General features: G+C 41.7%; 11 protein-coding genes. 8 read left to right on the top strand and 3 right to left on the bottom strand.

The window, feature by feature from the left end; all coding sequences use genetic code 11:
• Positions 1 to 123: 123 nt before the first annotated feature.
• Positions 124 to 1,425, bottom strand: coding sequence for a glutamate-1-semialdehyde 2,1-aminomutase (gene hemL / locus BN3769_RS00160; protein WP_068466350.1), 1,302 nt, complete (start codon positions 1,423 to 1,425; stop codon positions 124 to 126).
• Between the two features lie 299 nt (positions 1,426 to 1,724).
• On the opposite strand from hemL, the gene BN3769_RS00165 reads away from it, so the two are divergent.
• The 3 genes from BN3769_RS00165 to BN3769_RS00180 all read left to right on the top strand — a co-directional run bounded on the left by BN3769_RS00165 (position 1,725) and on the right by BN3769_RS00180 (position 8,159).
• Positions 1,725 to 3,446 (top strand): autotransporter assembly complex protein TamA, encoded by a 1,722-nt coding sequence (locus tag BN3769_RS00165; RefSeq protein ID WP_068466352.1) that lies wholly within the window; start codon positions 1,725 to 1,727, stop codon positions 3,444 to 3,446.
• 162 nt (positions 3,447 to 3,608) lie between these two features.
• Positions 3,609 to 7,388, top strand: coding sequence for a translocation/assembly module TamB domain-containing protein (locus BN3769_RS00170; RefSeq protein ID WP_195155514.1), 3,780 nt, complete (start codon positions 3,609 to 3,611; stop codon positions 7,386 to 7,388).
• A gap of 363 nt (positions 7,389 to 7,751) precedes the next feature.
• Complete coding sequence (locus tag BN3769_RS00180; protein ID WP_068466358.1) at positions 7,752 to 8,159, top strand: hypothetical protein; 408 nt, start codon at positions 7,752 to 7,754, stop codon at positions 8,157 to 8,159.
• Between the two features lie 24 nt (positions 8,160 to 8,183).
• On the opposite strand, the gene BN3769_RS00185 is transcribed toward BN3769_RS00180, so the two are convergent.
• Complete coding sequence (locus BN3769_RS00185; protein WP_154017753.1) at positions 8,184 to 8,432, bottom strand: hypothetical protein; 249 nt, start codon at positions 8,430 to 8,432, stop codon at positions 8,184 to 8,186.
• 41 nt (positions 8,433 to 8,473) lie between these two features.
• On the opposite strand from BN3769_RS00185, the gene BN3769_RS00190 reads away from it, so the two are divergent.
• From BN3769_RS00190 to BN3769_RS00210, 5 genes are all read left to right on the top strand, one after another.
• A complete protein-coding gene (locus tag BN3769_RS00190) occupies positions 8,474 to 9,280 on the top strand; it encodes an MlaE family ABC transporter permease (protein ID WP_068466362.1) in 807 nt (268 codons plus the stop codon).
• Positions 9,277 to 10,047: an ABC transporter ATP-binding protein gene (locus BN3769_RS00195; protein WP_068466364.1), complete on the top strand. Its 771-nt coding sequence runs from the start codon at positions 9,277 to 9,279 to the stop codon at positions 10,045 to 10,047. The genes BN3769_RS00190 and BN3769_RS00195 overlap by 4 nt, the downstream gene beginning before the upstream one ends.
• A 5-nt stretch (positions 10,048 to 10,052) precedes the next feature.
• On the top strand, positions 10,053 to 11,348 hold the full coding sequence (locus tag BN3769_RS00200; protein WP_068466366.1) for an MlaD family protein: 1,296 nt from the start codon (positions 10,053 to 10,055) through the stop codon (positions 11,346 to 11,348).
• Positions 11,349 to 11,406: 58 nt separating this feature from the next.
• Positions 11,407 to 11,976 (top strand): YqgE/AlgH family protein, encoded by a 570-nt coding sequence (locus BN3769_RS00205; RefSeq protein ID WP_068466368.1) that lies wholly within the window; start codon positions 11,407 to 11,409, stop codon positions 11,974 to 11,976.
• 214 nt (positions 11,977 to 12,190) lie between these two features.
• The gene (locus BN3769_RS00210; protein WP_068466370.1) at positions 12,191 to 12,727 is read left to right on the top strand and encodes an RING finger domain-containing protein; all 537 of its coding nucleotides are present in this window, start codon (positions 12,191 to 12,193) and stop codon (positions 12,725 to 12,727) included.
• A gap of 179 nt (positions 12,728 to 12,906) precedes the next feature.
• Here BN3769_RS00210 and BN3769_RS00215 read toward each other — a convergent pair whose 3' ends face one another.
• Positions 12,907 to 13,524: an FMN-dependent NADH-azoreductase gene (locus BN3769_RS00215; protein ID WP_068466372.1), complete on the bottom strand. Its 618-nt coding sequence runs from the start codon at positions 13,522 to 13,524 to the stop codon at positions 12,907 to 12,909.

Here is a 13,524-nt window from a genome sequence, read left to right on the forward strand (position 1 = left end):
TCCCTAAGCAGGTCTATTAAACCCATCATACCCTTATATTTGAGGGTATTGTCTTCCTAAGAGCCGACGTCAGCTAGAGGAAAAGAACTCAAATCTAGGTCACTAGGCGTTTTAAGGCATCCTCTAAGAATACGCTTCTTCCATAAATTTTAATACGGCATTCCTGGCCTTTTCCAAGTTCTTTTCCTCATGAGCTTGAGAGATAAACCACGCTTCATGCTGAGAGGGAGGAACATAAATGCCCTGCTCGAACATGTCTCTAAAAAAGCGCGCAAAAAGAGCAGAATCCGCTTCCAAGGCTTCTTTCAAATTGGTCACTTCTTTTTTTCCAAAGAAAAGCGTGAACATAGATCCGACTTGCTGGATGCAGGCTGGCCATTTCTTCTGCAAAATTTGCTCTTCGATCGGTTTAATAAAAAAATCTGTTTTATGCTGTAAATTTTCATAGAATTGAGGTTGCTGGAGCAACTTTAAGCTTTGCAGTCCGGCTTCCATTGCCAAAGGATTTCCAGAAAGAGTTCCGGCTTGGTAGACAGGCCCCAAAGGCGCCAAATGATTCATAATGTCTTTTCGGCCTCCAAAAGCAGCGGCAGGAAATCCTCCCCCTACAATTTTTCCTAGGCATGTCAAGTCGGGCTTAACAGAATAAAGATGCTGAGCTCCTTTCTGAGAGACCCGAAAGCCTGTGATGACCTCGTCCAAAATAAGCAAAGCGCCCATTTCTTGCGTTTCTTGCCTTAAAAACTGCATGAATTCTTTTGTGGCAGGAACAACCCCCATATTGCCTGCGATGGGTTCTAGAATGACGGCGGCTATGCGTTTGCGGTAATTCGGATGTTGAAAAACTTTTCGGCACGCTTCGATATCGTTATAAGGCAAGCATAGCGTATGCTTGACAATTTCGCTTGGAATGCCTGCAGAAGAAGCTGTAGGGGATACTTCCAATACTCCAGATCCTGCTTGAACCAAAAAGAAATCGGCATGCCCGTGATAGTTGCCGATAAATTTCACAAGAAGCTCTTTGCCGGTATATCCTCTCGCTAAGCGGGCCACGCTCATCGTTGCTTCCGTCCCCGATGAAACAAACCGGACCTTCTCAATGGAATCTATTAGTTTGACCACTTCTTGGGCCAATTCCCCTTCAATGGAAGTCGTAATGCCAAAGCTCGTTCCTTTCTGCATACGCTCTTGCACAGCCTTGAGGATAACAGGATGGGCATGGCCATGAATAAGAGCTCCCCAAGATCCGCAAAAATCAATATATTTTTTTCCATCAACGTCAACAAGCGTATCTTGATAGGCATGGTCAATGACCATTGGAAGCTGTCCCATACTGGAACAAGATCTTACGGGAGAATTGACGCCGCCCGGAATGACTTCGCAAAGTTTTTGATAAATTTGTTCGCTGCGCGATCGATTTGACATAAGAGGCTCCGTAAAAATTGCAAATAAGCTTCACAAAAACAGTAAATTTAAAATTGAATTTCACCCCATTCAAAATTCAATTTTTGAGTTCACTTGTATATATTTCCCTAAACTTATAATATTTTAGGTTAAATCATTTATAATTAATCTATTCCTGCAAATCTCCTAATAGGCTCTGCTTGCCTGCGTAAAATAGACCAGTAAATGCCAAAATGAAAAAATCAAACGTTTGTGTTTTTAAAATTTTAGGTCCGTACATTAACAAATTTTTGTTTATTTTGTCATTTTTATCTTTGGGTATGATTTCCCTATGTTCAGCCTATGAAATCCGTTTCGAAGGGATTAACGATTCCGAAGCTCTAAAATTAATCGAGTCTGTTTCTCAGTTGCAAAAGCTGAAGGATAATCCGCCAGCTACCTTGACCGGGTTGAAAAGGCGCGCTGAAAATGATACGGCAGCCATTGTTCAGGCGCTGCACAGCCTTGCCTACTATCAAGCAAAAGTTGATTTTACAGTCACACCGGACGGAACGTTGGTCATTGTCAAAATCGAACCCGGACCTGTCTATCCTTTGGCGGCTTTTAACATTCGCTATTTTCAAAACGGAGAGGAAATAGAGCATTTCTCCGCATGCAGCCTCACTCTTGAAGATTTGAAAGTCAAATTAGGAGAACCAGCCTTGCCTGATACTATTCTGGCGGCTGAGGACAATCTGTTAGATAAATTGAATTTACATGGCTATGCTTTCGCTTCTATAAAAAAAAGAGATGTCTTTGCAGACCAGCAAGCCAACACAGTCATTGTGTGGATCGAAGTGGAGACGGGCCCCCTGACTTATTTTGGCCCCGTAAAAATTAATGGGCTAGAGCGCGTGCACGAGGGATTCTTTTTCAAAAAATTGCGCTGGCATGAGGGTGATTTATATGATCCTCATAAATTAGAGAAAACGCAAGAGGCCCTGGAGCTCTCCGGCCTATTCCGCTCTGTGAATATTACGCATGCCGAACACCCAACGGATGGCAATAAGCTTCCCTTAGAGATCAATGTTTTAGAAGGCAAGCAGCGCAGCCTAGGATTCGGGCTTAATTACACGACAGAGCTAGGACCCGGTGTAACAGCAGAATGGGAAGATCGCAACGTGTTCGGAGAGGGCCAAAAACTCAGCGCACGCGCCGACATTTGGATGAAACTGCAAGAAGGAAAAATTTCTTACTTAATCCCCGATTTTAAAAGCCAAAATCAAAATTTAATCTGGCAGCTCGATTATAACCATGAACGCACTAAAGCCTTTACAGAGACTGCTCTTTCCTTATCAGCAACAATAGAAAGAAAACTCACTGAAAATCTACGTTTTTCTTATGGAGCTATGTATAAGCTCCTGCGCAGCCAACGCTCCGATCGCAACGGAACATTCGATTTATTCAAAACCCCTTTGGCCCTAAAATGGAGCAATGTCGATAGCATTTTAGATCCCACAAAAGGAGCAACGCTTCAATTGAAGGTCATTCCTTCTTTGCAAGTGTTCTATCCTCAATTCGCTTATTCGATCAATACATTGACAACGACTTTCTACCAATCGCTCTCCAAGGACGACCGTCATATTTTTGCAGCTAAGCTCATGCTCGGCAGCATCATTGGTGCAGCCAAGCATGACATCCCTCCTCCGGAACGCTTTTATGCCGGATCTGAAAATGCTTTAAGAGGTTATAAATATCTGACGGTCAGTCCAATCGGAGAAGATCATAAGCCTCTAGGCGGGCGTTCTCTATTTATTTATTCTTTAGAATTGCGCAATCGAATCGGCAAAAATTTTGGAGTTGTGGCATTCTATGAAATCGGAAATGTTTATTTGAATTATTATCCTGATTTTCGCAAACCCCTTCTACAATCTGCCGGGATAGGCTTGCGCTACCATACTCCGGTTGGTCCACTGCGCTTTGATATTGCTGTTCCTTTAAATCGACGAAAGCATATTGATAATGCAGTTGAAGCTTACTTTAGCATTGGACAGGCCTTTTAAACTTAAGAAAGATCGTTTAATATTTAATCAAACTATTGCAGCATTTGAATTTGCAAAAAGGCAGCCCTAAAGATGACTAGAAGAATTTTAAAATTCCTTCTCAAATCTATCTTGTTTCTTCTATTATGCTTTGTTCTTTTTTGGCTAATTATCATAGGAACTTTGCACAGTAGAAAAGGACAATATTGGGCTTTTAGCAAAGCGATCGAATATTTAGAAAGGCAGACCCAAACGACATTTTCAGCAGAAGAAATTGAGTTTAATTTTCCTTTAAGCTTGCACATCCATGGAATCACTCTTTCCCAAGAATCTGATCGGCTTGCCACCATTAAACAATTAGATATTTCTTTTGCCTATTGGCATTTATTGGAAGGCCGGCTGATTTGCTCTTCCCTGCATGCGGATGGCGTTCATTTTTTAAAACTACCAGCTCCTTCCTTCGCCGACTCTCCCCCATCCGAAGCAGAATGGGGAACATCCATCGCCCCCCTTTATCTTAAAATCGAAAATCTTTTGATTAGCGATGTGTCTCTCAGCCCTGCCGTGCTCGAACAATTGACCCTTCCTTCTTACCTTGCTGATTTAGCAAAGCATTCTTCTTTCTATTTAAAAGGGTCATTGGGGAATAATCCCTTTAAAAATAATATTTTCGCTCAATTTGCCATTAAAATAATTGACGTTGAAAATAAGAATTCTCCGCTCTATTTAGAGGCGCATATTCACGATCGACAATTAGCTTTTTCATTGCATTCTCATCGTTTCCCTTATGCATTTGCTTTAAAAAATGAGGTCATTCCGCTTGATACGACTTTGGCCTTTTTTGCTTCCGCCCCTCTTTCTACTTGGCAAAAGGGATTGCAAAACCGTCTGACCGAAGAAGAAAGCATTGAAGGACAATTCAAGCTTATTTCCACCTTCGAAGGACAAGACCCTTGGCTGCAAACGATCTTAGGAGAAAAGTCCCTTATAAAATCGAAATATGCGTGGAGAGGATATAACTCTCTACATTTATGGGATTTAAAAATAGAACTACCGCTGCTCAACCTAAAGGGCGAAGGCACGTTGGCAGACAATCAGATCTATGGAACGCATTTTGAAGGGCGGCTGCATCACTTAGAGAATTTATCTTCCCACATTTCCAAAGACTTAAAGGGAGAATTGGCTCTCAAGGGGCATCTTTCAGGCAGCTTGGCCCAACCGACCCTTGCTATCCAAAGCTCTAGCGATTCTTTAGCCATACAAGGCCAAATTTTTCAAAACATTCAATCCACTTTAAAAGTCTCTTTAGAGCAAGGAAATTTAGACGGCTTGTTCAATTTCCTTTTTGAATATGAGCAGCAGCCCTGCCGCCTGGCAGCTTCTTTCTATAACAGCAGCGACTCGCTTTCTCTATCCCATTTTCAAATGGATTTTCTTCATTCCTATTTAAAGGGAAATTTGACCTTTTCTCATTTAAATCGAATATGGGACGGGGAACTGCAGGCATATACAGGACATTTAAAAGATTTGTCCCCCTTTCTTGCCTTATCGCACCCTATAGAGGGGGAAGTTCACTTGAATGCCTATTTTAAGCCCATCCAAGGCGTAAAGTCGCATCAAGGAATCGATCTGGAATTGACAGGCCAATCCTTGCATTGGAAAAATTTGCAAGCTGATTACTTGCAGTTAAATATGCATTTAGAACCTATGGACGATCGCCTCCAATCCTTTCATGCCTCTTCACGCCTACAGGGGAAAAAAGTGAGTTGGGAAGATAAATATTCGCACGAGCTTACTGTTTCCATGACGCACGAAGTGGATTTTGTGAATGCTAATTTGACGAATTTATCTACCCAGTTACAAGCCTTGGGCATCAAATCAAATATGTTCCAAGCCGGCCGCGCTTATGCGGAGGCTTTTTTTCCCAATCCCTTGCAGGAGTGGGAAGGACAGCTTAGATTTTCCTCCCAAGATCTTAAGGTAGCAGGCCAAGCATTGAACGATTTGACGGGAGAAACACGCCTTCATCCATTGCAAGAGCGATGGCCTTTCAGGTTAAAAGGAAAAGGAAAAGGAAATAGCAAAGACAATTGGAATTTTGCAACTGAAGGATCTTGGCGTATTCAAGAAGATTCATCCCAGCTTCAAATCGACTATTTAGAAGGCAATCTTAAAGATCATCCTTTTGCTCTTTTGGAACCCCTACAAGTCTTACACCAAAATGAAATGACGGAAATAAGAAATATTCATGCCAAATTTGGAGAAGCTGAATTATCCGGTGAAATCCATAAAGAACGAGAAAACGTGGCGTGTCATTTTCAAACCAATGAAATTCCGACTAGGCTTTTCCACCTTGTTTGGCCTAACCTTCCCCTTGACGGCAAAGCTTCTTTGAGGGGCTATCTAGAAGGCCCTATTCAACAGCCCTCAGGCCAATTGCAGGTGTTTTTACACCGTGTCAATATCACTGAGGCCATTTTTGCCAACCAGCCGCTTATTGAAGGGGAAATTGGTTTGGATATTCAAGAATCTGGCATCCAACTACAGAGCACGCTGCATGGCATCGGCAATACCCCTGTCTTGCTACATGGCACGCTTCCCTTTGCTCTAAGTTTATCCCCTCCCAAGCTGCAAGTCAGCGAGATTACGCCTTTTTCCATGACAATCGAAGCTGAAGGAGATTTAGACCCTTATTTGCAGTTATTCTATAATGATACAACCAACTTATCGGGCCAAGCCAAAATTGCCTTTAATCTAAGCGGCCAGATCAATGCTCCCCGTGTTCAAGGATCGATTGATTTTCACAATGGATCGTACGAAAGCTTGAGCACCGGCGCCATTTACAAAAACATCCAAGCTCGTTTGGTTGGAGATGGCTCCAGGGTTCTTTTAGACCATTTTTATGCTCAAGATAACAAGCATGGATCTATTACAGCCAATGGATCGATTGAATTGGATAAGGCAAAAGAATTTCCCTTTGAATTTCACATTCATCCAAAAGAAATTTTTATTGTCGAATCCGATTATGCCAATATTTCTGCGGGCGGCTCCCTTATCTTAAGCGGCAACCATAAGCGGGCTAAGCTCCAAGGAGACCTTACTACAGATACCCTGACTATTCATATGGAAGAAGCTCTGCCGAAGCAGATTAAAACTGTGGAGGTCAAATATATTAACCTTCCAGAGGGCGATTCTATTCCTAACCATTTAGAGTCCCAGAACAGCAGCAGTTCTATTGTTGACCTGGACATTAAGCTGCATCTGCCTGGCAAGGTCTTCATTGAAGGCAAGCATCTGACATCTGAATGGAAAGGGGATATTGCAATTACGGGAACAGCAGACAATCCCTTATTGAATGGCGATTTGCGTATTTCTAAAGGCGAGTACAACTTTAACGGAAAAATCTTTAACTTTAATCAAGGCAACATTCATTTTGCAGGGCCTCCCGGTAAAAAGACATCCTTGTATGTTGTCGCTAGCAAAGAAATCGATCGGATTCGTGCTGAAATTATTGTCAAAGGCCCTATAAGCAAACCCGTCATCAGTTTCCGCTCCAATCCCCCCCTCTCCCAAAGGGAAATCCTCTCTTATATCCTATTTAACAGAGGAATTGCGGATATCACCTCAGACCAAGGCGATCAGCTTAGCCAATCTTTTATTTCCTTGAATGAAGGCGAACAAACGAGCAGCAGTGATGATTTTTTGACTCGCTTGAGAAATAATATCGGCATTGACCGCTTAGACATTACATCTAGCGACAGTGATAACAAAGACTTTTCGCTTCAAGTCGGCAAATACATCACGGAGAGCATTTTTGTCTCTATCAATAAAAGCATTAGCGATATTGGCAATCGCGTCTCTATTGAAGCCAATTTAAGAAAGAATTTAAAGGCACAGGCCGAGGTGGAGCTAGGTGGCGATGCACAAGGGAAAGTTTCCTTAAAATGGAAAAAAGATTATTAAACGCTTATTTGCTTAATTAAGCTAAAAGCGCTGGCTAATATAGATGGCAAAAGAAAATTAAGAGCAAGCCAGCTAGGTTTCAATCTACCCGCTTGTTTTATTGGGCACTTTAATAATGGCTTTTGAAGGACAAAGGAATTAAAATTAAAATTCATTTGTTGACAAAAAGCTTTCATCTTTCTTATCTTCCCTTTCTAAGACTTTAAAAAAAGTCCTACTTAACTCTTTGCTATATCGAATCAGCTTAGTAAAAAAAATGGAACGGAATTCTTTAGTTCGCTGAACAAACGAAACTAAAGGATAAAGAGCTAAGCGACTAAAATTAAGACGATCAAAATTATTTCTAACATTATAGGAGAACCTATGTTTGGACTTACTCGCAATACATTTAGAATTGACACAGCTATACCCGCTCTTCAGACTGCAGCTGTTATAGCAGCAAATAGCGCCATTACCTTAGTTGGAAAGCTCAACCAATACGCTGTTAGCCTTCAGTCAGCAGCTCTTGTTGGTGGTGTAGCTTCTCTGGTATCCGCTGTTGCACAAAACTTTTTCAAGAATACTATCTTACGCTATTTGTCTATCGCCGTTGGAGCATTAGCCGGGTACGCTGCTCACCGTTTCTTCTTCCCTTCTGTTTCTCTCGATCCAAGAGTAGCTGCTGCTACAGCGGGTGTTCTATTTGTTGTCAGACTGGCTTCTAATCATTTTCCTTATCCAAGAGAGCGAGTTGCTGTAGCTGTTGCTCCAACCTCCTCTACAACAACCTAATCTTATCCATTCTCAAAAAGCTTATCAATTCTCAATCACCTTTAAATTTAAAGGTGATTGAGATGTCTTATCTATTGTTCCCAGCTTGACTCTAATAGCAACATCTCCTAATATTTGCTTGACAAGCTGAATTTGGAGTTTTTTTTGCCCTTTCGACAGCGTTAAAGCCTCACATGAGCAAATGACAAAGCGGTCAATATAAAAAATATGGACCACCTTGCCATTTTTATCTACAAGGGCTTTCAGATAGTCCAAAGAGTAAAAAAAATCCAAACTCAGGTTGATAAATTCCAACCATTCCGAGTGCTTTTTTAATGAATTCCGCTTTTAGTATTTTAGCTGCTATTGGAGATTATATTCTCTTGATCGTGGGTGTGATTGGAGTGACCCTTCGCCGCCCACCCGCTTGGATTCTTATCCGCGATCAGCTTTTTGATATTGGCGTTATGTCTCTACCTGTCGTGGCAATTACTGGATTTTCAACAGGAATGGTATTGGCCGCTCAATCTTTTTTCCAATTATCGGATAAGGGATTAGCCAGCGCAACCGGTCTCATGGTAGCTAAAGCCATGCTCGTTGAATTAGGGCCTGTATTGACAGCTTTTATGGTCACAGGACGAGTAGGAGCGGCTATGTGCGCTGAATTGGGAACCATGCGCGTCACAGAGCAAATCGACGCCATGCGTTCGATGGCCGTCAATCCCCTTCGCTATCTCATTGCTCCCCGCTTCATTGCAGGGATTATTATGATGCCGCTTTTAACGGTATTTAGCTCTATTATGGGTATCTTAGGCGGATACATCATTGCTGTAGGCTTTTATAAAATGGCCCCTAGTGCTTTTCTAGATCCTCTTCCCATTCATATTACCAATTTCGATTTTGTCAGCGGAATGGTAAAAGCCTTTGCTTTTGGCGCCATTATTGTTACTATTTGCTGCTACAAAGGAATGACGACGAAAGGAGGAGCAGCAGGAGTGGGGCGTTCGACAACAAACAGCGTGGTGATTTGCTATTCGGTTATTTTAATTGTCAATTTCTTATTAACTCTAGGTCTGAATTCTTCCTATACGTATATTGTTGAATTTATGACCAAATGGATTTACCCCATTGTTTATTCATGATTCATGTACATGACGTCTGGAAAAGTTATGGTAAGCTAGAAGTTCTTAAAGGACTGAACTTGGATGTATTAGATGGGGAAACACTCGTCATTTTAGGAAAATCGGGAGTCGGTAAAAGCGTTCTCCTGAAGCAAATTATCGGCTTGGAAACACCGGACCGCGGTTATGTGGAAGTAGAAGGCCAACGCATTACGGATTCAAATCTGCGCAGAGGTCGAGTCAATATTAAGCCTATGGGAATGCTCTTTCAAGGGGCAGCTTTATTCGACTCCATGAATGTGGGAGAAAATACAGCTTTCTACTTGCGTCAGCATTTATCTTTAGCAGAGTCGGAAATTACCGACCGTGTGGCTTACGCTTTGAAAATGGTTGGATTGGAAGGAACTCAAAATAAAATGCCGTCAGAATTATCGGGCGGGATGCGTAAAAGGGCGGCTTTAGCACGTCTTATTGTCTATCGCCCTCAAATCATTTTATATGATGAGCCGACCACAGGTCTAGACCCTGTGACAGCCATGCAGATTAATGACCTTATTAATCAAACCAAGTATGAGCTAAAAGCAACAAGCATCGTGGTGACGCATGACATTCGTTCTGCTTTGGAAGTAGGAGACAGATTAGCCTTCCACTCGGATGGAAAAATTACACAAATCGCACCAAAGAGTGAGTTTTTAAAAATCGATGACCCTCTGCTGCATGATTTCTTTAGCAATGCGATTATTAATAACGAATATGTCGAGCAGCACAGAACGCCTGGAGGATCTTAATTAGCATGGCCGCTTCAGTTAAGAATATCATGATCGGAATTTTCGTCCTTTTAGCCTTGGCAATTATTGTCTTTATGCTCTTATTTTTGCATCCTTCCGTAGGAGATAATGCCAAGACATTGCGTGTCCGCTTTACCAATATCGATAAAGTGAATGTTGGCACGCGGGTCACTTATGCCGGACGCCCAATGGGAGAAGTGGTCTCTATCCGAGAATTACCGGATGCCAGAACGGACCGCATAGCTCATAATGGAGATATCTATGTCTATGAATTAGTTCTCAAAGTGGATTCCGGCGTCAATGTTTATAATACTGACGAAATCTCCGTGCGCACTTCTGGTTTACTTGGGGAGAAAAATATTGAGATAGATCCTCAGCCCTTGCATCCAGGCGAGCATTTATATTTAATAAACGATGAAATCCTCTATGCCATTCCCTCAGCATCCGTTGAAGATACACTCAAGCAGTTCGGAGAACTGTCAAAGAAGTTTGGAAATGTCATGGATGATCTTCACGATGCCATGATGACAATCAAAAAAGAAGAAATCATTTCTAAATTGGCTCAAACAGCGCAAAATGTTGTTGAAATCACAGGAGCTTTGAATCAGCCAGATAAGCTGCATGAAATCCTGGATAATACCGTCAAGCTTTCAGAGCGTGTCAACCATTCTTGGAATACAGTCGACCTTTCCTTGCAAAACATTTATCATCTGACGGATCGGGCAAATTATTCCTGGAACTCTGTCGATAATACATTGCAGGAATTTTATAATGCCTCTAAAGAATTTAAGCTAGGCTCTCAAGAATTTCATTCGGCGACCATAAATGCCCGCGACTTTGCCGACCAAGCCAAGCAGATCATCGATTATGCGAAACAAGGAAAAGGCACAGTCGGACGCCTATTTGTCGGAGAAGATCTCTATTTACGGCTTAAATCCATTTTGCATAAAGGCGAAACAATTTTTAATGACATCAAGCAATTTGGAATTCTCTTTCAGCTTGATAAACGCTGGCAGCGCTTGCAAGCCCGTCGGATGAGGTTGTTAGAAAAGCTATCGACACCGAGACAATTTGCCCAGCATTTTAATGAAGAAATTGATCAAATCTCAACTTCCCTTTCTACCGTCTCTCTGGTATTAAATGAAGCGGAGTGTTATCCATACTCTTTATTGCATAATCCGGATTTCAGCCGACGCTTTGCTGATTTACTCAGACGCGTAGGAGAAATGGAAGATGCATTAAAGATGTATAATGAACAGGTCGTTGACCAAGAAGAGTATCCGTGCTTGCCCAGCCAGTGAGAAAACTGCGGTCGAAGCCGCTCTGAGCAAGAATGTTATTGATAAGAGGAGAAAAGCCATGGAGCATATGCCTTATTCGCAAATTCAAAAGGGAACCTTTCTCATTGCCACCCCCGATATCGATACAGGCTTCTTCTTTCGAGGCGTCATCTTGATCTGCGAACATAATGCCAATGGTTCGTTCGGTTTGCTAATCAATAAAAGCTTGGATTTGGAACTGCCTGAAGAGATTATCAATATTAGTCAACTTATCAATCCCCATATAGGAATTCGAGCGGGAGGGCCTGTTCAAACAAATCAAATGATGCTCTTGCATAGCTCCGATCAAATTGAACAACAAACATTAAAGATTTGCGATGGGGTTTATTTAGGGGGCGATCTCCAATTCTTGCAAGAAGCCATTACAGACCCAAATGGCCCCTTCGTTCATTTATGCTTTGGCTATGCCGGTTGGGGATCCGGGCAGCTGGAGCGCGAATTTTTAGACGGCCATTGGTTCCTTCATCAAGCCAGCGCCAAGCATATTTTTTATACTCCTGCTGAGAAGCTTTGGCAATCCCTTTTACGCGAAATGGGGGGCAAGTACGCCACTTTGTCTATGATTCCAGAAGATTTGTCTTTAAATTAGGATAAAGAATAAGACGAAGTTTATTAGAAGCTAAATAAATTTTATTCTACTTCTGCGATTTCAACTTCTCAGGTCAAAGAACTTCCCTTTAATAAAGTTGGCAATTCGCTCATTGCATGCATGAATAAGGCTGTTCTCGCCTTATATTAATAAATACCTAACTTCATGTGATTATTTATTCAACAAATGGATTTAAGATCCTTAGGAGGAACGGATGGGAGCTTACATTAATATTAGCGATAGACCCACCCTTATCTATAATTTAAATTGTCTCATCTGCCACGAAGATTTTTCAGATTCGACCGATCAAAAATGCTATTACTTATCCTGTGGGCATTTATGGCATTCCGATTGCTTGAATAATTGGCTGCAAAGAGCTTCCTCCTGTCCGATCTGCTTAAGGCAAATCAAAATCTTACCTTCTTATAAAAGATATTTAAAAGTCGGAATCTTTTCTGTCTGCTTGGTAGGAGGCTCAGGATTGATCTATAAAAAAACCTGTCATGCATCGAATGAGGGAATAAACATCTCCAACGAAGAGTTTTCTTCTATCAGCTTGTCAAAATGGATTTTAACAGCTCTGGGCGTAGGATTTATAAGCGCCAGTCTTTTATTTTTAAAAGACCGTAGCCTATCCAAGGAATTTGCCTTATTGCGCGGGCCTATCCCCTTCATTTTAGTTAAAGACTTAACTCCCTCTGCCCCGTCGCATTCAAAAGATTCTGATCGAATGCTTAAGGACACAAATTAACAGATCGGATCGGATATGAAAGATAGCCTGAATAACACCTTATTCAAGCTAATTAAATAAGCATGGGCGAATGATCAAGCATTCAAATAATATCCCCATACACAGAAAATGCTGCCGAATAAACGCCTTTCAAAGAATTACCTATTTAAGATAGGCCCCCTCATTTTTGGTAAAGTGTATTAAAAATGAGCTGCCATTTCCATCGCTTGCTCTTTCGCTTTTTCCATTACCTCACCTCCGCCCAGCGTAGGCTCAATCACAATCGAGCGAATATCGGTGAAACCAATAAATTTTAGAATGGTTTCCATATAGCTTTTTTGCAAATCTAAACTTTCTGCACCGGTTCCGGATCCATAGGCTCCGCCACGGGCATAAATAAGCACAGCAGGTTTATTGACAACCAATCCCTTATATCCTTCCGTAGGAGAAAAAGTAAAGGTATAGGAAGGCTGGACAATGACGTCGATATAGTGCTTCAGCTTATAGGGAATGCTAAAATTCCACATGGGAATAGAAAACACATATTTGTCAGCATTCTTGAATTCTGCAATAGTCTGCTCCACCGTCCTCCACGCTTTGCGTTGCGCTTCAGTATGGGATTGACCATGCATAATGGCATACTTGGAATCAATGATATCTCCGTCAAAAGTAGGAATATCCTTATGCCATAAGTCAAGGGTAATCACCTCATCATCTGCATGGGTTTTCTTATATTGATTTAAAAAAGTCTGACTTACTTCAATAGAAGCAGATCGTTTCTTTCTCGGCGATGATTCAATGTATAGCAAACGGCTCAT

The organism is Candidatus Protochlamydia phocaeensis (assembly GCF_001545115.1).
GTDB lineage: Bacteria > Chlamydiota > Chlamydiia > Chlamydiales > Parachlamydiaceae > Protochlamydia_A > Protochlamydia_A phocaeensis.